This is a genomic window from Caballeronia sp. Lep1P3 (genome assembly GCF_022879595.1).
Taxonomy (GTDB): Bacteria; Pseudomonadota; Gammaproteobacteria; order Burkholderiales; family Burkholderiaceae; genus Caballeronia.
This window is the reverse complement of record NZ_CP084267.1, coordinates 731,028-751,058: the sequence shown is the minus strand read 5'-3', so window position 1 is coordinate 751,058 and position 20,031 is coordinate 731,028. Positions and strand designations below refer to the sequence as shown.

The following is a 20,031-nucleotide window of genomic DNA, read 5'->3' as shown; positions in this document are numbered from 1 at the left end:
AAATGCATGACTCATGCCCGAGAAGGGAATTTGTCGGTCGATTGAGGAACTGTCGGGGGAAACCCTGAGGAATGCATCGTTTCGGCACACGATTCTTCGGGACGAAGCGTTTCACCGCGGCCCGAGCAAGCGTCGACCGGTAAATAAAGCACCATGGATAAAGGCTGGGCGGAACAGCTTGCTCGCAACCACTCCAGCGCGCCGTCAGGTTTTTGCATTTTCTGCTGACGGTTGCTGGAAGTTTTGCAAAATGAAATCGAACGACGGAATGCCACGTCGTTAGGCCATCGCCGTTTGCGCAACAGGACGCAAACGTTGGATTGCGCTGCCGTCCTCATTAAACAAATGCACGTGGCGGATGCTGAATCCGACGTTGATGCGCTGACCGTCTACTGCTGTCGACTCGCCCGAGCCCTTCACCTGAATCAGCAGATCATTCGGCAAGCGGATATGCAGCAACGTCTCGCCGCCGAGATGCTCGATGACCATCACATCGCCGGTGAGACCGCTGTCGACGTCGCCGCCGCCCGCTTCGATGAAATGCTCTGGGCGAATGCCGAGCGTGAGTTTCTCTCTGGGCTTCAACGTGCCCGGCGCGAACGGCAGCGTCAGCGGTTCGTTGCCCGGCAGTTCGATGGTCACGCCCGCGTTGTCCACGCGCACCACCTGCACGTCGATGAAGTTCATCTTCGGTGAGCCGATGAAGCCCGCGACGAAGCGATTCTGCGGTGTGCGATACAACTCGAGCGGCGAACCAACCTGCTCCACGCGGCCATGATTCAGGACGACGATGCGGTCTGCCATGGTCATCGCTTCGGTCTGATCGTGCGTGACGTAGATCATTGTCGCGTTCAGTTGCTTGTGCAGCTTGATGAGTTCGAGCCGCATCTGTACGCGCAGCGCAGCATCGAGATTGGAAAGCGGTTCGTCGAAGAGAAAGACCTTGGGTTCGCGCACGATCGATCGCCCGATAGCCACGCGCTGACGCTGCCCGCCCGATAGCGCGCGCGGACGCCGCTCCAGCAATTGCCCGATCTGCAAAATCTCGGCCGCGCGATGCACGCGATGCTTGGTCTCTGCCTCGGGCAGTTTGAGCATGCGCAAGCCGAACGCGATGTTCTCGTACACCGACATGTGCGGATAAAGCGCATACGACTGAAACACCATCGCGACGCCACGCTGCGACGGTTCCAGCTCGGTCACGTCTTCGCCGCCAATCAGCACTTGTCCGGAGTCGCAACGTTCGAGGCCCGCAATCGTGCGAAGCAAGGTGGACTTGCCGCATCCCGAAGGACCGACGAACACCATGAACTCGCGGTCAGCCACTTCGATGTCGACGCCCTTGAGCACATCGGTGCCTGCAAAGGCCTTGCGAATCTGCTGCAAATGGACCGCGCTCATGCGTGTCTCCTACCGGAACGAGTCGCTTGCGGACTGCGCGCCGCATGGTGCCGTGGGTGCCGTATGGTGCCGTATGGCGCCGCAGCGCATCATCGAATGCTTCTTCGATTTTTCTTGACATCCTGTTCGGGCCCAAATATACAAGTGTAAAACCAGAATTACAAGTGAAACGGCACGGCGTTCGAGAGGGACGCGATCGCCATAGACGAAGCAGAGGATGACAGAACGAATCCGCAAGCCATCATCGCACGAAGAAAAACAGGAGACAGGCATGAACAAGCGTTTCATTCAACGCAAGCCGCTCGCGCCGATCAGACATGTCGTGGCGGTTTCGTTGCTCGCGGCAAGCGCGGCGTTCGCTGCATCGAATGCACAGGCGTGGACGCTCAAGGAAGCGGCACAGCCTTATTCGGGCACGACCATCAAAGCCATATTCCTCGATCGTCCCGGTTACAAGGCCGCACAAACCCTGATTCCTCAATTCGAGAAGGAAACGGGCATCAAGGTGCGCTGGGAAGTGATCCCTTACGAAAACACGCGCGAGAAGGAAGTGCTGAACTTCGTCGGTGGCGGCGATCAGGATGTCGTGCTGGTGGATGTCGTGTGGATCGGGGAATTCGCGAGCAACAAGTGGCTCGTGCCGATCAAGAAGTTCACCGACGACCCCAAGCTCGCGGACCCGAACCTCAATCTCAAGGGGTTTTTCCCGATTCTGCTCGATTCGTTCGGTACGTGGGACAAGGTCACGTATGGCCTGCCGTTCGATAACTACTCGGGCCTCATGTTCTACAACAAGTGCATGCTGAAGGACGCGGGCTTCGACGAGCCGCCGAAGACCTGGGACGATCTGCTCAACACCTACGCGCCGAAGCTCACGAAGGGCGACAAGTTCGCGTTCGCGTTGCAGTCGCGGCGCGGCGAGACGCAATCGGCGGACAGCTTCATGCGCGTGCTGTGGCCCAACGGCGGTTCGCTGCTCGATGCGAAGTTCAGGTCCAACCTGATGTCGCCGCAATCGCAGGCGGGCCTCGAATACAGGCAGAAACTGATGAAATACATGCCGCCGGGCATTGTCGATTTCGATCACGCGGAAGCGGTCAACGCACTGGCGCAAGGGCAGGTCGCGATGATCACCGAATGGTCCGCGTTCTATCCGACGCTGACCGACCCGAGCAAGTCGAAGATCGGCAATTGCCTCGCCATCACGACGGAGCCTAAAGGTCCCGCGGGCCTGAAGCCCGCGCTCGGTGGCTTCTCGCTTGCGGTCAACGCGAAGTCCAATGCGAAGAAGCAGGCCGCATCGTGGCTCTTCATTCAATGGATCACGTCGGAGGCAATGGCCAAGCCTTATCTCGAAGCGGGCGGCGTGCCGGCGCGCACGGCGGTGTATCAGGACAAGGCCGTGCAGGACAAGTATCCGTTCGTGAAGCCGATGGTCGAATCATGGCAGGGCGGCGTGCCGGATTATCGTCCGCGCTTCCCTGAATGGCCGGCCGTTTCGGAAGTGATCGGCGAATGGGGCAGCAAGATGATGCTCGGTCAGGTGACGGTGAAAGAAGGCGCGCAGACCATCGGGCAGAAGACCGAGGACATACTCAAGAAGGCGGGCTATTACGACGGCAAGAAGCCGCTGCTCAAGTAAGCGCGGCTATCGGGAACCGGAGGCGATTCATGGCGAATGGCACGGCAACATCGGCGACGCGAGCGAGCGGTCCCGGCAAGGGCGCGCGACGCGTTCGCTTATGGCCGCGCTCGCCCGCCTTCTGGTTCCTGATTCCGGCGATCTTCGCGCTTGCGGTCATCGGCATCTATCCGCTCTTGCTTGCGCTCTATAACTCGTTCCATCAATACAAGCTCGCGGATCTGGCTTCGGGGACGCCGTTCGTCGGAATCGACAATTACACGGCGACGCTCTCCGATCCTTCCTTCTGGGGAGCGCTCGGACGCACCGCATTGTTTCTTTGCGTCACCTTGCCTATAGAAATCGCGCTCGGTCTCTTCGCGGCGTTGATGCTGCATCGCACGGACCTGCGCGTCATGCGCGCGGCGGCGCGCGTGAGTCTCGTCATTCCGATGGCGACGACATACGCGGTCGTCGGATTGATCGGGCGGCTCATCTTCAATCGGCAATTCGGTGTCGCCAATTATCTGACCGGTTTTCTAGGCATTCCGCCGCAGGACTGGCTTGCGGACCCGACGCTTGCATTCGTCTCCGTGATGATCATGGATATCTGGCAATGGACGCCCTTCTGCGCGCTCATCATGCTTGCCGGACTCTCCATGGTGCCCAAGGAAGCGGAAGAGGCGGCGCGGCTCGAAACGCCCAAGTGGACGATGATTCTCTGGCACTTGCAGCGGCCTTATCTTCTTCCGGGGCTGACGGCGATTCTTATTCTGCGTTCGGCGGACATGCTGAAGATGTTCGACGCCGTCTTCACGATGACGCGCGGCGGCCCGGGCGCCGCGACCGAGTTCATCAGCGTCTATATCCAGCGCGTGGGCTTTCGTCTCTTCGATCAAGGCATGGCCTCCGCGCAGGCCATCATCCTGCTGATATTGACCATCGTGCTGTCGCGTCTTTACATTCGCTTCGTCTATCGGGAGGCCGCGTGAGCACACATGCCCTTGAAGCCGCAAAGGCGGGCACGAGCCAGCGCGCAAGGCGCGCGCGCGCCGCACGCAAGCGCGCGACGATATGGCATTTCTTAGGCCTTCTAGTGGTCTTTCTGTCGTCGGTCTTTCCGTTTTACTGGATGGTCACGACGAGCCTCAAGAGCCAGTCCGATGCGCTCGCCTATCCGCCCAAGTGGTTATTCAGCCCGACGCTGCATCATTATTCGGCGGCGCTCTTCGAACATGACGTGGCGGGAAGCCTGCTCAACTCGCTCATCATCGCGAGTTCCACGACTGTGCTTGCGATCCTGCTCGGCACGCCCGCCGCCTATGCATTGGCGCGCTATGAATTTCGCGGCAAGGAAGACCTCTGGTTCTGGTTCATCTCCAACCGCATGGTGAGCCCGGTGGTGCTAGCGGTGCCGTTCTTTCTCATCGCGACGAAGCTCGATCTCGTCGATACGCATATCGTGCTGATTCTGCTGTACCTGACGTTTTCACTGCCGATCGTCGTGTGGATCTGCACGGACCAGTTCCGCAATATCCCCGTCGAACTCGACGAAGCCGCGCGGCTCGATGGCGCGTCGCCGTGGCGCGTGTTCTGGCGCATCAACTTGCCGCTCGCGATGCCGGGCATCGTCGTATCCGCGATCTTCGCGTTCATCTTTTCGTGGAACGACCTGCTCTATGCGCTCGTTCTGACGCGCACGGACGCCATGACATCGCCCGTCGCCGCAACGAGCTACATGAGCGGCTACGAATTGCCCTGGGGCGAGATCATGGCGACAGGCACGTTGATCGTCCTGCCGATGGTGGTGTTCGCGTTGCTCGTCTCCGGGCGGCTGGTGCAAGGACTCACGATGGGCGCGGTGAAGTAAGATCGCGCGGGCCCTTCATTGTGACGATATCGAGACTATGAGCAAGACAGCACCGCCCATCGCGATTGCGGAACCGGACGAGTCCATCGACTCGGAAGAGGAATTGCAGGCGCGCGTGGCATGGCATTACTACGTCGGCAATCTCACGCAGCAGGAGATCGCGCAGCGCATCGGCAGCAATCGCGTGCGCGTGAACCGGCTGCTTGCGGCGAGCCGCGAATCGGGTCTCGTGCAGATCACCATCAACAGCAAGATCGCGCCGTGCGTGGCGCTCGAAGATGCGCTCGAGAAGCGCTTCGGCCTCGAATGTGCCGTCGTCGTGCCGACGGGCGCGAACAACGAGGCGAACAATGCGGCGCTCGGCATCGGAGGCGCGACGTACTTCGCGAGGCAGATCGTCGCCGGGCAAACCATCGGCCTCGGCTGGGGCCGCACGATTCGCGCGGTCTTGCGCGCCATGCCGCAGCGCGGTTATGGCGCGGTGTCGGCGGTATCGCTGCAAGGTGGCTTGTCGCATTGTCCGAGCATCAATACGTTCGACATCGTCTCCGACTTCGCGAACATCTGCCGCGCGGATGGCTATCTTTTTGCCGCGCCCATCTACGTGAGCAGTCAGAAGGCACGCGATGTGATCCTTCAGGAAGAGACCGTGCGCGAAACCTATGAGCTTGCGCGCAACGCGGACCTCGCGTTGCTGACATGCGGCGATCTGACTGAATCGCTCGTCGTGAGTTATGGCATCGACAACCCCGAGCAATTGCGCACGCTTCAGAAAGCGGGCGCGGTGGGCGACATGCTCGGGCACTTCATGGATGAAGACGGCGAGTTGATCGATCATCCGTTGAACCGCCGCACCGTCGCCATCACGCTCGAAGATTTGCGCAAGATTCGCCGCGTGATCCTGGTGAGCGGCGGAACCAAGAAGTTTCATGTGACGCGAGCGGCGTTGCGCGGGCGTTATCCCTCGGTTCTCGTGACCGATGAAGACACCGCCCGGCGCCTCTGCGACGAACCCTGATGCCTTGCCACATGCCATGACGACGATCGATCGTAACCGCGAATTCGAGGGCAAGACAGCGCTCGTGACGGGCGCGGGCAAGGGCATCGGCCACGCGACGGTGCATGTGCTGATCGAGCGTGGCGCGCGTGTGATCGCGTTGAGCCGAAGCGAGGCGGACCTCGATGCGCTTCGAGAAGAAACCGGCTGCGAGACCATCGCCGTCGATCTAGCGGATGCCAGTGCCGCACGCGATGCGGCGCGCGCGGCGCAGCCCGTCGATTTACTCGTCAATTGCGCGGGCCTCGTCGAATTGCAGCCGTTCATCGATACCACGGTCGATGCCTTCGACCTCACGATGAACGTGAACGTGCGCGCGGCGATGATCGTCGCGCAGGAATGCGCAAGGAGCATGATCGCGCGCGGCAAGGGCGGTGCGATCGTCAATGTGTCGAGCGTGTCGGCGACGGTCGGCTTGCCGTTGCATGCGTCGTATTGCGCATCGAAAGGCGCGCTCGACGCCATGACGCGCGTGATGGCCGTCGAGCTCGGGCCGCACGGCATCCGCGTCAATGCAGTGAACCCGGTTATCACCATGACGCCGATGGCCGAGAAAGCGTGGAGCGACCCGGTGAAGTCGGCGCCGATGCTCGCCCGCATTCCACTTGCTCGCTTCGTGCAGCCCGTCGAGGTTGCGCGAACGATCGCCTACTTGCTAAGCGACGATTCGAGCATGGTGAGCGGCGTCAGCCTTGCGATAGACGGCGGCTTTCAGGCGGGATGATGCGGTCAGAAGTTAGTCCAACGAACGTTTTCAGAAGGGATAGAAAATGGAAGCACTGGTTCTCGAAGAAGCGCGCCGCATCAGCCTGCGTCCTTTCAGCTTGCCGCAGGTGGTCGGCCCGCGCGATGTGCGAATCCGTATTCATACGGTCGGCATATGCGGCAGTGACGTGCATTACTATCAACATGGACGCATCGGTCCATTCGTCGTCAATGAGCCGATGGTGCTGGGCCACGAGGCGTCGGGCACCGTCGTCGAGGTCGGCGAAGAGGTCACGCATCTGAAGGCCGGCGACCGCGTGTGCATGGAACCCGGCGTGCCCGACATGGAATCGCGGGCCTCGCGCGAAGGCATGTACAACCTCGATCCCAAGGTGCGCTTTTGGGCGACGCCGCCCGTGCATGGCTGCCTTGCGCCTTTCGTCGTGCATCCGGCTGCCTTCACTTATAGGCTGCCGGACAACGTGAGTTTTGCGGAAGGCGCGATTGTCGAGCCGCTGTCCATCGGCCTGCAGGCGGCAAAGAAGGCCGCGATCAAACCGGGCGACGTGGCCGTCGTGCTCGGGGCGGGGACCATCGGCATGATGTGCGCGCTCGCTGCGCTCGCCGGTGGCTGCAGCCGCGCGATCGTCTGCGATCTCGTACAGGAGAAGCTCGATCTGATCGCGGGCGTGCAGGGCGTGACGGCAGTGAACATCCGCGAGCAGCGAGTCGCCGATGTGATCGCTCAACTCACCGATGGCTGGGGCGCCAATATCGTCATCGAAGCAAGCGGTAATGAGAAGGCTTTCGAGGGCATCGTCGATCTGCTTTGTCCCGGTGGATGCCTCGTGCTCGTCGGCATGCCGCAACGCGCGATTGCGCTCGATGTCGTCGCGCTGCAGATCAAGGAGGCGCGCATCGAGTCCGTCTTCCGTTACGCGAACATCTTTCCGCGCGCCATTCAACTCATTGCGTCGGGCAAGCTCGATGTCAAGCCGTTCATTTCCCGCACGTTTCCTTTTGCAGAAGGCATCAAGGCATTCGAAGAAGCGGCAAGCGGCGTGCCCACCGATGTGAAAGTGCAGATCGTCATGGAATGAGATCATTGTCTGCCGCGCGCCGAAGGACTTTCGCGTGGAGCGCGCGGCATCTGTGCGAGCGATTGCAAGTGCTGGTCGGGCGAGAAAAAGTTTGGGAATCTACTGGCGCGCGGTCTCGTCACATCCAAGGGCATCGTGACGCACGGTCTTACGCTAGAGGAATGGGATCAAGCGATCGAGGTCCCCAATTCGCTCGATTCCATCAAGGTTCTTCTCCGTCCGAGACAAGTAGCCGGCTTCAGAACGGCACTTCGGCGACATGCCATAACACGCCGGATGGATCGAAAATGAAGCCGACTTTCATGCCCCAGCTTTGCATCGATGGCGCACGCGCGGCGTTCACCTGGAATGGTCCGGCGAGCGCTTCCGGAGTTGTCTGCTGCCACCATGCGTCCACATCGCGAACGAGCAGTTGCAGCATGCAGTTTTCTGCGAACTCTTTCGCATAGAAATTTTGAAGAATGAAACTGAAGCTCTCGGTCTTGAGCATGGCCATGCGCTCGTCTTCATGCGTGATGCGAAAACCGAGTGCTTCGTAAAAGCGCTTGGAAAGAGAAAAGTCTTTGGCCGGCACGAAAGGGCGCAAGGCGAGAATCTGGCTCATCGTCTAAATCGTTAAGAATGCGAAGCGCAAAGTGTAGCGCATGGAGCGTAATGCTCGCGACTCACGCTGCCCGGTACTATGACGTGAGGGTGAGCGTCGAACATCGCAGAGGCCAGACGTGAAACCAAGGGATCTGCTCTATATCGTCGTTCTGGCGATTCTTCTTTGGTTCGTTCCCGCCTTTGCGATCCCGTTCATCGCCTGCGGCCTGGCGGATTTCCAGCGTAGCCGACAGTTCGACATGCGCAGTTGGCGCCGCTATTTCTTTGGCAATTGGCTTGCTGACTTGGGTGCTTTCGCCTGTCAATCTCTTCGTCGATTTGCTTTGCAAGCGCAATCGCGGCATTTATGCGCCAAGCGATTTGCCCGTAGGCCATCAGGAAGAAATCCGCTACGTCATCGCAGCGTTCAGCCACAATCTTCCGCTCGTGCAGCAACGGCTGGCAGCGCAAATGTCGGACAAGCGGCGTGGCATGTGCTTCGCGCGATGATATGGCGTGGCGATCGAAAGCTCGCTTGACTTGCCCGAGCTGGCGCGCCATTTCGAATGCGTGCAGACGATCGGTGTATCGGTGTTCAACGAGCGGCAGAGTACGTCGGTGCATTACGGGCCTCTGCGATTGACGTTGCGCTGCCTCTATAACCTTCAGCCCGTGCGCGATGAGCGTGTCTTCATCGCCGTAGCGGGGCGTCGTCATTTGGGCACGATGATCCGCTCTTTATCTTCGACGACACGCTCGTGCATCAGTCGGTCAATGAGTCTGACCGCCTGCGCCATTGCGTCTTCCTCGACGTCCTCCGTCCGACGCGCTCTACCGGGGTTCTGAGCGCGCTTGTCAAAGGCGTGCGCTCGAGCGTGATTTCTGTGCGCCGAATGTTCTATGCCAATTGGGAAGTGATTCGCTAATTGAATAGCGCGATGCAACGGCGTTGGCCGCGCAACTAACTGTCAATCCGCAAACCATCCGTATCAATAGTCAAGAAGGCTAGGCGCCAAGCGCGTAAGCCTTCTGTCATTCAAGCCCGTTTTCCAATGCGGCGCTACAATCGCCGAGCCTTGCGATGCGCAACCAGTCGCCTTGCATACGGCGATATTCAATCCGCCAAGTAACGCCCGTTGCTGCAGGCCAATGCCCGGCATCGAAATAGCTAGCCATCGCTGCCATTCGCTGATCACAAACGTATAAAGCCGGAGCTGCTTAATGACTACGCTTTCCATCAATGGCCAGTCTTACACCGTGGATGCGCCGCCCGACATGCCGCTACTCTGGGTATTACGCGATCTCGTCGGCCTCACAGGTACCAAGTTCGGCTGTGGCATCGCGCAATGCGGCGCGTGCACGGTACATCTGGATGGCGTTGCGGTGCGCTCTTGCGTCCTTCCGGTCGCGGCCATCGGCGAGCGCAAAGTGACGACGATCGAAGCCGTCGGCGCCACGCCCGCGGGCAAGAAGGTGCAGAACGCCTGGCGTCAGCTCGATGTCGTTCAGTGCGGCTACTGCCAGTCCGGACAAGTGATGTCCGCCGCCGCGCTGATCGCGACCGTTCCACATCCGACCGATTCCGATATCGATGCCGCGATGGCCGGCAACATCTGCCGCTGCGGAACGTATAACCGCATTCGCGCGGCCATCAAGCAAGCGGCGAAGGAGGCGTGACATGTCCCGAGGACTTCTCGAAGCGGGACGTCACGCGGCTTCCGCTGGCTTCTCTCGCCGCTCGTTTCTCAAGCTAGGCCTTACAGCGGGCGTTACCGCGAGCGGCGGATTCCTGATCGGCTTCAGCTTGCCGGCCGCAAGCCAGAACCAGGGCCAAGGGCAAAGTCAAGGCAAGTCCGTCATCGGCGGCGATGGCATCGAAACGCCCCAGGAGGGCATCTTTGCGCCTAACGCCTTCATTCAAATCGACAGGAGCGGCAAGGTCGTCCTCATCATTCCCAAAGTGGAAATGGGACAGGGCGTCTATACGTCTTTGCCGATGCTGATTGCCGAAGAACTCGAAGTGCCGCTCGACAGCGTGACGATCGATCACGCGCCGCCCAACGAAAAACTTTTCAGCGATCCCTTATTGGGCGGCCAATTGACAGGCGGCTCGACATCCGTGCGATACGCATGGGAGCCGATGCGCAAGGCCGGCGCGGCTGCACGCATGATGCTGGTCGCAGCGGCCGCGCAGCAATGGCAGTGCGATGCATCCACATGCCGCGCGCAAGACGGCAAGGTGGTACAGGCATCCGGCGGTCGCAGCGCAAGCTACGGCGAACTCGCTCAGGCCGCCGCTCAGATGCCCGTTCCGAAAGAAATCAAGCTCAAGGACGCCAAAGACTTCAAGATCATCGGCACGCAGGTAAAGCGCCTGGATTCGCCAGAGAAAGTGGATGGCACAGCGCTCTTCGGACTGGACGTGCGCTTGCCGAATATGGTCTATGCGGCCATCGTCAATTGCCCGGTCTTTGGCGGCAAGCTCGCCTCGGTCGACGATGCCAACGCGAAGAAAATCCCCGGCGTAAGGCAAGTCATCAAGTTCGACAATGGCGTTGCCGTCGTCGGCGATCATACGTGGGCAGCTAAACGCGGTGCGGCAGCGCTCTCCATTCAATGGGACGAAGGTCCGGGCGCCAACGTGTCGATGCAGCAGATCATCGATGACCTGGCGAAGGCATCGCAAAGACAGGGTGCGGTGGCACGCAAGGACGGCGACGTCGGCAAGGGCTTTGCGGACGGCAAGACGCGCGTCGACGCGGTGTATCAGCAGCCCTTTCTTGCGCACGCGACGATGGAACCGGTCAACTGCACGGTGCATGTGCGCCCCGACGCCTGCGATATCTGGATCGGCACACAGGTTCCGACGCGCATTCTCGGTGCGGGCGTTCAGGCAACCGGACTGCCGCCTGAGAAGATCGCCGTGCATAACCATTTGCTAGGCGGCGGCTTCGGCAGGCGCCTCGAATACGACATGGCGACGCAAGCGCTCAAGATCGGCAAGCAGCTTGGCGTGCCGGTCAAGGTGACATGGACGCGCGAGGAAGACATTCAGCACGACCTGTATCGCCCGTATTACTACGACAAACTCTCTGCCGCGCTCGATGCAAACGGCAAGCCGATCGCGTGGACGCACCGCATCGTGGGTTCATCGATTCTCTCTCGCTTTGCGCCGCCTGCCGTCAAGAACGGCATCGATCCGGATGCGATCGAGGTCGCGGCGGACTTGCCTTATGACTTGCCGAATCAGGTCGTCGACTATGTGCGACAGGAGCCGCGAAACATTCCCACTGCGTTCTGGCGCGGCGTGGGACCGACGCGCGGCACGTTCGTCGTCGAGAGCTTTATCGACGAACTCGCAGCGCAGGCGAAGATCGATCCCGTTCAATATCGCCGCGATTTGCTCGGCAAAACGCCGCGTGCGCGCAACGTGCTCGATGTCGCGACGCAAGCGGCGGGCTGGGGCAAGCGTGCGGTGGCGCAGGGCCAGGGGCGCGGAGTATCGGTGATGCATGCATTCGGCAGTTTCTTCTCGATGGTCGCGGATGTCACCGTCGACAAGGACGGCGCCGTGCGCGTGGACCACATCGTATGCGCGGTCGATTGCGGCATGGTGGTCAATCCCAATACGGTCGAAGCGCAAGTGCAGGGCGGCATTATCTTCGGCATTACGGCGGCGCTGTATAGCGAAATCACGATCAGGAACGGTCGCGTGGAACAGAGCAATTTCACCGATTACCGCATGCTGCGCATCGACGAAACGCCGCCTATCGAAGTGCATATCGTCAAGAGCACCGAAGCGCCTGGCGGAATAGGCGAGCCGGGCACGGCGGCACTCGCGCCTGCGATCACCAATGCGATTCATGCCGCAACGGGCAAGCGACTCAGGCAATTACCGGTCGGCAACCAGTTGCGCAGCGCATGAGGAGATCAGCCATGAAAAACGCCTTGAAGCCTTTCAAAGCCGCGCTGCTTGCGATGAATGTGTTGCTTGCCGCAGCGCCCTTGGCGGCGCACGCGGACTCGGCCAACGATACGCTCGTGGCGCGCGGCGCTTATCTCGCCAAAGCGGGCGACTGCATCGCGTGTCATTCGGCCCCGCGCGGCAAGTTAATGGCAGGCGGCTTGCCGATGATGACGCCGCTAGGCGCCATCTATACGACGAACATCACGCCGGACCCGGATACGGGAATTGGCCGCTATAGCGAAGAGGATTTTGCGCGCGCGCTGCGTGAAGGCGTGGCTAAAGACGGCCACAATCTTTATCCGGCGATGCCTTACCCGTCTTACGCCAAAGTCAATGACGATGACATGCACGCGCTCTATGCGTACTTCATGCATGGCGTCACGCCGGTCAGGCAGGCGAACCGCGAACCGGACATGAAATGGCCGCTCAATATGCGCTGGCCGTTGAAGCTATGGAACGCGGTGTTTCTCGACAAAGGCGTCTATAAGACGAAGCCCGGCAAGGACGTCGTGTGGAATCGCGGCGCCTATCTCACTCAAGGACTCGGGCACTGCGGGGCGTGCCATACGCCGCGCGGCATCGCATTCCAGGAGAGGGGCCTCGATGAAAGCAGCACGCTTTATCTGACAGGCGGCGTGCTCGACAACTGGTTCGGCTCCAATCTGACAGGCGAGCACAATACCGGTCTCGGACGCTGGAGCGAAGAGGATCTCGCCACGTTTCTGAAGACCGGCGCGAACGCGCATGCAACGGCGTTCGGATCGATGACGAGCGTGATAAACAACAGCACGCAAGCAATGAGCGACGGCGATATTACCGCGATGGCCCGCTATCTCAAGTCTTTGCCGGCTGCGGGCGGGAACGGCGGCGCCCCTTATTCATACGATCCGAAAGCGACGAAGGTATCGTTGGCAAGGCCGGCCCCGAACGACGCCGGCGCGCGCGTTTATGCGGCGTTCTGCATGCATTGCCACGGAGCGGACGGCCGCGGCTTTGCGCCAATGCTCTCGCCGCTTGCAGGTAATCCGAATGTGCTGGAAAAAGACGCGTCTTCTCTCATCAACGTGACGCTGAATGGAACCGCCGATCTCGTGATTCAGGGCGTGCCAGCACCTTACCCGATGCCGAAATACGCGCCCGTGCTGAATGATCAGCAGATTGCGGACGTGGTGACGTTCATTCGCGCGGCTTGGAACAACAATACGGCGGCGGTCAAGGTGGAAGACGTGGCGAAGTTGCGCAAGGCGACTGAAGCGGCGCGCTAGTTGCGCCGTTTTTGCCGCTCGGCTATGGCGTATCAGGAAGAAAAGTCGATGACGTCCAGATGGATGGAATTCGACGGATGCGCCAGAAACTTACGATGCACGCGAGCGCTGATGCGCTCGTAGCCATCGCACAGCGCCTTGAGAAGGCGCTCGTCGCTTGCACCGGCGGGCGCCCAGAAGCACTGCTCCAACGCTTTTCGCGTGATATTGCATTGAATCTCGCGCTCACGCGAGAAGGCGACGAAGCTGACGGAAGCACGGTCCGCCGAAATAGTCGCGTTGATGGAGAGCTTGCTTGCCATGATTCGACAGAGGTTTTCCGGTTCGCTGGTTTTATTTTGTCAGAAATCCGCGATATTGCGCATCCTCGATGAGTGCGGAAAAGTGGGGAACCGGGCATAGGACTTACGCTAGTCACGTATGCATAATCGAACGTTCGTTCGTATCGTCCACTGCTCTGTCGTTTCCGATGAACTCCGCGCAGCCGCTTCGACAAAACGCGGGCAAGAAAATAAAACAAACACATCCTAAGGTGTACTACCCTAGGAACGGTCATCGAACGAGCGGGGCGCGCATGGATCGGTGGTGCGCGCTATCCAGACAAATCGACACGCAATGCGGGACCGGCGCGCATTGCGGCAAGCAGGAGCGGAGCATGAAGCATCCCTCTCTGGTGGATCCGTGGAGCCGTACGCTCGCCATGCTCGATGATCGATCGAGCCGCCATGACGAACCCGGCGAGAGGCGATCTGCGTTTGGACGGTCGCTCGTGCGTGGTGGCTTGGCCGAAACGGATGAGCCGCACGGCGCGCGCTGCGTGAACATTCGGTTACTCGAGCGCTTGAGCGAATCGACGCTTGCGTTGTCGTGGCACGATCCGACATCGTTCAATTATTCGGAGCAAGTGTGGGCGCTTTGCACGGCGCGCAAGCGCGGCGTGTGTGCGCTGAGCGGTCAGGCCATTCGCCGCGGCCAACCGGTTTATCGCCCACGGCGCGTCGGCAGTTCCGTCCCGCTCAATAGTGGCGCAATGATTCTTGCGCTCGCCCTCGCGTCGTGCGATGACGCATTGGAATAGCGCGCCAAGCGGTAATCCATGCATTGCGTTCCACTCCATATCGCTGGATGAGCGGCATATGTTCAGCCAGGGGCTTGTGCTTTTTGGCTCCAACGAACGCGCGCGTGGCCGCCTGAAAAGACGCGGTGCTTCTTTCAGCCTTTAGTCGAGTAAAGGACTGCGAATGCGCGAATAGCCGCTTGCCCGGTCATAGGCTGATCCCATTTGCAAGACGGCAAGGTCCATTTGCACAGCGCCGATGATCTGCAATCCGGCCGGCAATCCATTGGGACCGAAGCCGGCCGGTGCGCAAAGCGCCGGCAGTGAGGCCATCGTTGCCGGGATCACCGCTTCCATCCAACGGTGATACGTATCCATTGCGCAATCACCAATGGCATGCGGCCAATCGAGCGCTGCATCGAATGGAAATACCTGTGTCGCGGGCATGACTAAAAAGTCGAAGCGTTCGAAGAGGCCGTTGATGGCCTGATACCACGCCGAACGGTCGCGCACCGCGCGGTAGACGTCCTCGCCGGAAAGTCGCAAACCGCGCTCTATCTCCCATACCGCTTCGGGCTTTAGCTTTGCCCGCTTTGCGTCGTCGCGATAAAGCGGTGCATTCACGCCCGCAAAAGTGAAGCTGCGCAAATCGAGCCACGCTTGCCACAACCGCTCGAAGTCGAATTCTATTTTGGCCGATTCCACTATGCATTCCGCCGTTTCGAAGTGGCGCAATGCCGAAGCGCAAGTGTTCAGCAAGCCGGTTTCCATCGGGAGACGGCCGCCGAGGTCGCCTAGCCATCCGATGCGTGTTCCTCGCATGTCGCGCTCCAGCTCGCGAGCGAAATCAGGAGCGTTGTCGCTTCGACGCGAGAGCGGTGCGCGCGCATCGAATCCGGCCTGAACCGAAAGCAATAAGCCCAGGTCTTCGACCGTTCGCGCTATCGGTCCCACGACGCTGAATTGCTGAAAGAACACATCGTCGCTTGGCGCATAAGGTACGCATCCCGGCGACGTGCGAAATCCGAACACATTGTTGAAAGCGGCGGGCGTTCTAAGCGATCCCATCATGTCCGAGCCATCGGCGAAGGGCAGCATGCGCAGCGCGACGGCCACCGCCGCGCCTCCGCTGCTGCCGCCTGCCGACCGCGAAACGTCGAACGCATTGCGCGTCGTGCCGTACACCGGGTTATAAGTGTGGCCGCCCAGACCGAATTCAGGAGAATTGGTGCGCCCGAAGAATATCGCGCCGGCGCGTCGCATACGCTCATAGACGATAGCGTCTGCTTGCGTGATCTGGCCTGCGAAAATTGGCGAGCCCTTGGTCGTCACCATGCCTGCGACGGGCAGAATGTCCTTGGGCGCTTGAGGAAATCCATGCAAGGGGCCGAGGCTTTGATTGCGCGCCAATTGGTCGTCCCGCTCGCGTGCGAGCGCCTCGAGCGATTCGCGATCCTGCATGGCGACGATTGCATTGACCTGCGGATTGAAGCGGTCTGTTTGCGCCAAATAGGCGCGCATGACTTCGACGCAGGAGAGTTTGCGCGCATGAATCGCTTTAGATAAGGCGATTGCGTCAAGCGAGACGATGTCGTTCATCGGCGATTGGGAGAGAAGTGGCGTCGAGTGCGGGATGAGTTCTGGCAAGTCTATCGCGGATGGGATGCGAATGAATCATAGTGACGAGGGGCGCGGGCGTCAGCGGATGCATCACGCTTCAGGCGACGATTTGCCAATCTCGATGCCTAATTCGCTAGCCATACGCTCGACCATTGCCCGCAAGAGAGCCACTTCATGAACGAGGCGTTTCTGTTCTGCCTTGAGTGCCTCGAATTCCGAGAGCGAATACGACTCGCTGGCGGACGCTTCGCCAACGGGAGTATCCGGAGCGCTCACTTCGCCGCACAGCAGATGCATCCAGCGGCTTTCGCGCTCGCCCGGCACGCGTGGCAACTTTACGACACGCGGCGGATCGTTTGTCGCAAGCTCTTCAAGGAAACTTTCGACTGACGATATATCCGCGAAACCATGCAGGCGTGCACTGTTCGCACGCAGTTCGGCGGCGGTTTGAGGTCCGCGCAAGAAAAGCGTGGCAAGCAAGGCGACGGATTGGCTCGGCACCCCAAGGACGCGCTGAACGTTGTGCTCGAAGCGCGGGACGCGGCTGCTGCTGCCTTCGATGACGAGCGAAAGGCGCTTGAGACCGTCGATGGTGGTCAGCACTTCATCTTCGCTGACGTTCATGACCGGAGCGCGCGCCGTTTTCTGATTGCAGCCCGCGGTGAGCGAATTGAGCGATAGCGGATAGGTATCCGGGACCGTGTGCTGCTTCTCGACGAGCACGCCAAGCACACGCGCTTCTAGCGGCGTAAGTTCTCGCAAAGGCGGACGCACTGAGCTTGCGGAAGGTGTATTCATGGACGATCGGGCAAGGCGGTAAGACGCCTATGATACCGGCGCTGCGCCGCCAGGCGCAGGCAACGCACCTCGGTGTGGCACGCGACCGTCACGCGCACTATGCGCATCCAGCAATGGCGCGCCCATTTGGTGCAGAAACGCACGGCGGCGCAACGACGCCACGATGTTTCAAGCAGTTAGCGCAAAGCTATTCATGGCATTGAAGTTGCTCGTTCCATTGCGGCACTGGGCCACCCGCGCAATCGATGCAAAAACTGCAACCGGCATCGCGCGCTTAGAGGTCGCCTATGAAACGCTTGCCGAGCGTATCGAACGATCATGCGGGCAAGCCACATCGTCAGGCTCTTCAAGTCATTGCGAGTGCAACCAGAACATTAACCAAAAAGGATTGCCGTCCCACGACGCACTTGACAGGAAAGACCGGCCATGACGCAAGTCTTCTTCAACGAGATGTTCGAGCGCAACGACCTAGAGGCGCGCGGAGTGCCGGCTTCGGCTTTTCGCGGCGTCGGTGCGACGCGCACGCATTACCGGGAATTCATGGACTGGTTGAGTGCGCAAAGCGATCAGCACATCGAGATCAAGCGTGCCGAAGCCGATCTGAATTTTCGCCGCGTGGGAATCACATTCGCCGTCTATGGCACGAGCGACGTGCCGGGCATGATTCCCGAGCGCACCATTCCCTTCGATGTCATACCGCGCATCTTTCCCGCCGACGAATGGAAGGCGCTGGAGCGGGGCCTTCGACAACGGGTGAATGCGCTGAATCGCTTCATCCACGACATCTACCACGACCAGGACATCCTTCGTGCCGGCATCATTCCCGAAGCGCAGATCATAGGCAACGCGCAGTATCGGCCGCAGATGCGCGGCGTCGATGTCGCGCGGAACATCTATGCCCACATCGCGGGCATCGATATCGTGCGCGCCGGGCAAGGCGAGTTCTATGTGCTCGAAGACAATCTGCGCGTGCCATCGGGCGTCTCGTACATGCTGGAAAACCGCAAGATGATGATGCGGCTCTTTCCCGATCTGTTCGCGCGTAACCGCGTCGCGCCCGTGACGCACTATCCGGACTTGCTGCTCGATACGTTGCGCGCAGCCGCGCCTGCCGCAGCCGACCATCCCACCATCGTCGTGATGACGCCCGGCATGTATAACTCGGCCTATTTCGAGCATGCTTTTCTTGCGCAGCAAATGGGCGTGGAGTTGGTGGAGGGGCAGGACCTCTTCGTCGAAAACGATCACGTCTACATGCGAACGACGCATGGGCCGCAGAAAGTCGACGTCATCTATCGGCGCATCGACGATGACTTTCTCGACCCACTCGTCTTTCGCGCGGATTCCGCCCTGGGCGTGGCGGGTCTGATCTCCGCGTACAGGGCGGGCAATGTCTCTCTTTGCAATGCAGTGGGAACGGGCATAGCCGACGACAAATCCATTTATCCCTACGTGCCGGACATGGTGCGCTTCTATCTCGGTGAGGAGCCGATTCTCAACAACGTGCCGACGTGGATGTGCCGCAAGGCCGACGATCTCAAGTACGTGCTCGATCACTTGCCCGAACTCGTCGTCAAGGAAACGCACGGCGCGGGCGGTTATGGCATGTTGGTCGGACCGTCATCGACAAGCGCGCAGATAGAGGCTTTTCGCGCGGCGCTCAAGGCCAATCCCGACAAATACATCGCGCAGCCAACGCTCGCGCTTTCCACTTGCCCTACGTATGTCGAAGCGGGAATTGCGCCGCGCCATATCGACCTGCGTCCGTTCGTGTTGTCGGGCACCGAGGTCCGCATGGTGCCGGGCGGTCTCACGCGCGTGGCATTGCGAGAAGGCTCGCTCGTCGTCAATTCGTCGCAAGGCGGCGGCACCAAGGACACATGGGTGCTGGAACGCTAGGCGCGCGCTGAGGAATCACCAAAACATACGAGCGAGACTATCCATGCTTAGCCGCACCGCGGATCATCTTTTCTGGATGGCGCGCTATACCGAACGCGCCGAAAACACCGCGCGCATGCTAGACGCGAATTACCAGCTCTCGCTCTTGCCGCAGTCCGACGAATATGCCGAATTGGGCTGGCGCGCGATGCTGTCTATTTCCGAATTGAGCGGCACGTATTCGGCTGCGCACCGGACGATGAGGAGCCGCGATGTCATCGACTTCATGGTGCGCGACATGTCGAATCCCTCGTCGATCGTGAGCTGCCTGCGCGCGGCACGGGAAAACGCGCGTGCGGTGCGTAGCTCGACCAATAGCGAGCTATGGGAAACGCTCAATACGACGTGGCTCGATTGTCAGCGCATGCTTGCCGATGGCATTCTTGAACGCGAGCCGTATGCGTTCTTCGAGTGGGTCAAATTTCGCTCGCATCTCTCGCGCGGCGTGCAACTCGGGACGCTCGTAAAAGACGACGCTTTCCACTTCATGCGTTTAGGGACGTTCATCGAACGCGCGGACAATACGGCGCGTATTCTCGACGTTAAATTCGAAATGATGGAGCAGCGCGCGGATACGTCCGCGCAGCCGTTCGATTACCACCACTGGACGGCGGTGCTTGGCTCGGTATCCGGATTCGAGGTGTATCGAAGGGTTTATCGCGATGTCATCACGCCCGAGCGCGTGGCGGACTTGCTGATTCTTTACCGCGATTGGCCCCGTTCGCTGGCGGCAAGCATCGCGGAGGCCGAGCAACTCGTGGCGCATGTCACTCAAGGACGCGATAGCGCAGCCGCGCGGCTGGCGGTGAAACTGAGCGCAGAGATTCGGGGCGCGGATATCGGCGACATTCTGCAAGGCGGGCTGCATGCCTATCTCGTCGATTTCCTCGCGCGAGTGAACCAACTCGCGAGCACCATCAGTCGCGAGTTTCTCTTGCCTCTTGCGCCCGAAGATCATGAAGCGCCTGAAGCACCGCTAGCGCCGCAGACATCATCTGCAGAGACGCAATCGCAATTCCAGTCGCAAAGCTCGTCGAGCTAAGCCGT

Annotated in this window: 21 protein-coding genes and 1 pseudogene; 16 read left to right on the top strand and 6 right to left on the bottom strand. The window is 60.1% G+C overall.

The features are described 5' to 3' along the window. Positions 1–279 precede the first annotated feature (279 nt). Positions 280–1,401, bottom strand: coding sequence for an ABC transporter ATP-binding protein (locus LDZ27_RS24000; RefSeq protein WP_244817602.1), 1,122 nt, complete (start codon positions 1,399–1,401; stop codon positions 280–282). Positions 1,402–1,672: 271 nt separating this feature from the next. Between LDZ27_RS24000 and LDZ27_RS23995 the strand changes: the two genes are divergently transcribed. The 7 genes and pseudogenes from LDZ27_RS23995 to LDZ27_RS23965 form a co-directional block, all read left to right on the top strand. Beyond that, entirely contained in the window at positions 1,673–3,043 is a 1,371-nt protein-coding gene (locus tag LDZ27_RS23995; RefSeq protein WP_244817601.1) for a sugar ABC transporter substrate-binding protein, read from the top strand. Between the two features lie 29 nt (positions 3,044–3,072). Next, the gene (locus LDZ27_RS23990; protein WP_244817600.1) at positions 3,073–4,014 is read left to right on the top strand and encodes a carbohydrate ABC transporter permease; all 942 of its coding nucleotides are present in this window, start codon (positions 3,073–3,075) and stop codon (positions 4,012–4,014) included. Then, on the top strand, positions 4,011–4,892 hold the full coding sequence (locus tag LDZ27_RS23985) for a carbohydrate ABC transporter permease (RefSeq protein WP_244817599.1): 882 nt from the start codon (positions 4,011–4,013) through the stop codon (positions 4,890–4,892). The genes LDZ27_RS23990 and LDZ27_RS23985 overlap by 4 nt, the downstream gene beginning before the upstream one ends. Before the next feature lie 37 nt (positions 4,893–4,929). Then, positions 4,930–5,910, top strand: a complete 981-nt coding sequence (locus tag LDZ27_RS23980; RefSeq protein ID WP_244817598.1) for a sugar-binding transcriptional regulator — start codon at positions 4,930–4,932, stop codon at positions 5,908–5,910. Positions 5,911–5,926: 16 nt separating this feature from the next. Continuing rightward, entirely contained in the window at positions 5,927–6,673 is a 747-nt protein-coding gene (locus tag LDZ27_RS23975; protein WP_244817597.1) for an SDR family oxidoreductase, read from the top strand. A gap of 46 nt (positions 6,674–6,719) precedes the next feature. Then, on the top strand, positions 6,720–7,754 hold the full coding sequence (locus LDZ27_RS23970; protein WP_244817596.1) for an NAD(P)-dependent alcohol dehydrogenase: 1,035 nt from the start codon (positions 6,720–6,722) through the stop codon (positions 7,752–7,754). Positions 7,755–7,850: 96 nt separating this feature from the next. After that, positions 7,851–8,045, top strand: a pseudogene (locus tag LDZ27_RS23965) (hypothetical protein); the annotation flags it as partial. Here the strand turns inward: LDZ27_RS23965 and LDZ27_RS23960 are convergent. Beyond that, on the bottom strand, positions 7,993–8,358 hold the full coding sequence (locus LDZ27_RS23960) for a VOC family protein (RefSeq protein WP_244817595.1): 366 nt from the start codon (positions 8,356–8,358) through the stop codon (positions 7,993–7,995). The pseudogene LDZ27_RS23965 and the gene LDZ27_RS23960 sit on opposite strands and share 53 nt — an antisense overlap. Before the next feature lie 118 nt (positions 8,359–8,476). Here LDZ27_RS23960 and LDZ27_RS23955 point away from each other — a divergent pair, with 118 nt between their 5' ends. Then, the gene (locus tag LDZ27_RS23955) at positions 8,477–8,878 is read left to right on the top strand and encodes a hypothetical protein (RefSeq protein WP_244817594.1); all 402 of its coding nucleotides are present in this window, start codon (positions 8,477–8,479) and stop codon (positions 8,876–8,878) included. Between the two features lie 219 nt (positions 8,879–9,097). Continuing rightward, complete coding sequence (locus LDZ27_RS29115; protein WP_370653465.1) at positions 9,098–9,265, top strand: hypothetical protein; 168 nt, start codon at positions 9,098–9,100, stop codon at positions 9,263–9,265. A gap of 106 nt (positions 9,266–9,371) precedes the next feature. Here LDZ27_RS29115 and LDZ27_RS23950 read toward each other — a convergent pair whose 3' ends face one another. Then, positions 9,372–9,515, bottom strand: coding sequence for a hypothetical protein (locus tag LDZ27_RS23950; protein WP_244817593.1), 144 nt, complete (start codon positions 9,513–9,515; stop codon positions 9,372–9,374). Positions 9,516–9,560: 45 nt separating this feature from the next. On the opposite strand from LDZ27_RS23950, the gene LDZ27_RS23945 reads away from it, so the two are divergent. Genes LDZ27_RS23945 through LDZ27_RS23935 form a run of 3 tightly spaced genes read left to right on the top strand, consistent with a single transcriptional unit; the run spans position 9,561 to position 13,571 of the window. Next, entirely contained in the window at positions 9,561–10,016 is a 456-nt protein-coding gene (locus LDZ27_RS23945) for a (2Fe-2S)-binding protein (protein ID WP_244817592.1), read from the top strand. A gap of 1 nt (position 10,017) precedes the next feature. Continuing rightward, positions 10,018–12,264: a xanthine dehydrogenase family protein molybdopterin-binding subunit gene (locus LDZ27_RS23940; protein WP_244817591.1), complete on the top strand. Its 2,247-nt coding sequence runs from the start codon at positions 10,018–10,020 to the stop codon at positions 12,262–12,264. 11 nt (positions 12,265–12,275) lie between these two features. Continuing rightward, positions 12,276–13,571 (top strand): cytochrome c, encoded by a 1,296-nt coding sequence (locus LDZ27_RS23935; RefSeq protein ID WP_244817590.1) that lies wholly within the window; start codon positions 12,276–12,278, stop codon positions 13,569–13,571. Between the two features lie 32 nt (positions 13,572–13,603). Here LDZ27_RS23935 and LDZ27_RS23930 read toward each other — a convergent pair whose 3' ends face one another. Beyond that, positions 13,604–13,873: a DUF1488 family protein gene (locus LDZ27_RS23930; protein WP_244817589.1), complete on the bottom strand. Its 270-nt coding sequence runs from the start codon at positions 13,871–13,873 to the stop codon at positions 13,604–13,606. A 353-nt stretch (positions 13,874–14,226) separates the two neighbouring features. Between LDZ27_RS23930 and LDZ27_RS23925 the strand changes: the two genes are divergently transcribed. Beyond that, positions 14,227–14,649: a DUF3331 domain-containing protein gene (locus LDZ27_RS23925; RefSeq protein WP_244817588.1), complete on the top strand. Its 423-nt coding sequence runs from the start codon at positions 14,227–14,229 to the stop codon at positions 14,647–14,649. Between the two features lie 141 nt (positions 14,650–14,790). Here the strand turns inward: LDZ27_RS23925 and LDZ27_RS23920 are convergent, their stop codons facing one another. Further along, positions 14,791–16,227, bottom strand: coding sequence for an amidase (locus LDZ27_RS23920; protein ID WP_244817587.1), 1,437 nt, complete (start codon positions 16,225–16,227; stop codon positions 14,791–14,793). A gap of 111 nt (positions 16,228–16,338) precedes the next feature. Continuing rightward, positions 16,339–17,046 (bottom strand): YceH family protein, encoded by a 708-nt coding sequence (locus tag LDZ27_RS23915; protein ID WP_244817586.1) that lies wholly within the window; start codon positions 17,044–17,046, stop codon positions 16,339–16,341. A gap of 163 nt (positions 17,047–17,209) precedes the next feature. Between LDZ27_RS23915 and LDZ27_RS23910 the strand changes: the two genes are divergently transcribed. From LDZ27_RS23910 to LDZ27_RS23900, 3 genes are read left to right on the top strand one after another with little or no spacing between them, the layout of a single operon-like run. Next, complete coding sequence (locus tag LDZ27_RS23910; RefSeq protein WP_244817585.1) at positions 17,210–17,476, top strand: hypothetical protein; 267 nt, start codon at positions 17,210–17,212, stop codon at positions 17,474–17,476. Further along, positions 17,473–18,945: a circularly permuted type 2 ATP-grasp protein gene (locus LDZ27_RS23905; protein WP_244817584.1), complete on the top strand. Its 1,473-nt coding sequence runs from the start codon at positions 17,473–17,475 to the stop codon at positions 18,943–18,945. Before LDZ27_RS23910 ends, LDZ27_RS23905 begins: the two co-directional genes overlap by 4 nt. Positions 18,946–18,988: 43 nt before the next feature. Continuing rightward, a complete protein-coding gene (locus tag LDZ27_RS23900) occupies positions 18,989–20,026 on the top strand; it encodes an alpha-E domain-containing protein (RefSeq protein WP_244817583.1) in 1,038 nt (345 codons plus the stop codon). Positions 20,027–20,031: the final 5 nt, after the last annotated feature.

Bases quoted from the DNA above. Each gene is read 5' to 3' on its own strand.
- LDZ27_RS23935 (WP_244817590.1), top strand. From the start codon at position 12,276: ATGAAAAACGCCTTGAAGCCTTTCAAAGCCGCGCTGCTTGCGATGAAT.
- LDZ27_RS23975 (WP_244817597.1), top strand. From the start codon at position 5,927: ATGACGACGATCGATCGTAACCGCGAATTCGAGGGCAAGACAGCGCTC.
- LDZ27_RS24000 (WP_244817602.1), bottom strand. From the start codon at position 1,401: ATGAGCGCGGTCCATTTGCAGCAGATTCGCAAGGCCTTTGCAGGCACC.
- LDZ27_RS23915 (WP_244817586.1), bottom strand. From the start codon at position 17,046: ATGAATACACCTTCCGCAAGCTCAGTGCGTCCGCCTTTGCGAGAACTT.
- LDZ27_RS23980 (WP_244817598.1), top strand. From the start codon at position 4,930: ATGAGCAAGACAGCACCGCCCATCGCGATTGCGGAACCGGACGAGTCC.
- LDZ27_RS23950 (WP_244817593.1), bottom strand. From the start codon at position 9,515: ATGGCTAGCTATTTCGATGCCGGGCATTGGCCTGCAGCAACGGGCGTT.
- LDZ27_RS23970 (WP_244817596.1), top strand. From the start codon at position 6,720: ATGGAAGCACTGGTTCTCGAAGAAGCGCGCCGCATCAGCCTGCGTCCT.
- LDZ27_RS23995 (WP_244817601.1), top strand. From the start codon at position 1,673: ATGAACAAGCGTTTCATTCAACGCAAGCCGCTCGCGCCGATCAGACAT.
- LDZ27_RS23900 (WP_244817583.1), top strand. From the start codon at position 18,989: ATGCTTAGCCGCACCGCGGATCATCTTTTCTGGATGGCGCGCTATACC.
- LDZ27_RS23940 (WP_244817591.1), top strand. From the start codon at position 10,018: ATGTCCCGAGGACTTCTCGAAGCGGGACGTCACGCGGCTTCCGCTGGC.
- LDZ27_RS23905 (WP_244817584.1), top strand. From the start codon at position 17,473: ATGACGCAAGTCTTCTTCAACGAGATGTTCGAGCGCAACGACCTAGAG.
- LDZ27_RS23990 (WP_244817600.1), top strand. From the start codon at position 3,073: ATGGCGAATGGCACGGCAACATCGGCGACGCGAGCGAGCGGTCCCGGC.
- LDZ27_RS23960 (WP_244817595.1), bottom strand. From the start codon at position 8,358: ATGAGCCAGATTCTCGCCTTGCGCCCTTTCGTGCCGGCCAAAGACTTT.
- LDZ27_RS23930 (WP_244817589.1), bottom strand. From the start codon at position 13,873: ATGGCAAGCAAGCTCTCCATCAACGCGACTATTTCGGCGGACCGTGCT.
- LDZ27_RS23925 (WP_244817588.1), top strand. From the start codon at position 14,227: ATGAAGCATCCCTCTCTGGTGGATCCGTGGAGCCGTACGCTCGCCATG.
- LDZ27_RS23945 (WP_244817592.1), top strand. From the start codon at position 9,561: ATGACTACGCTTTCCATCAATGGCCAGTCTTACACCGTGGATGCGCCG.
- LDZ27_RS23910 (WP_244817585.1), top strand. From the start codon at position 17,210: ATGTTTCAAGCAGTTAGCGCAAAGCTATTCATGGCATTGAAGTTGCTC.
- LDZ27_RS23920 (WP_244817587.1), bottom strand. From the start codon at position 16,227: ATGAACGACATCGTCTCGCTTGACGCAATCGCCTTATCTAAAGCGATT.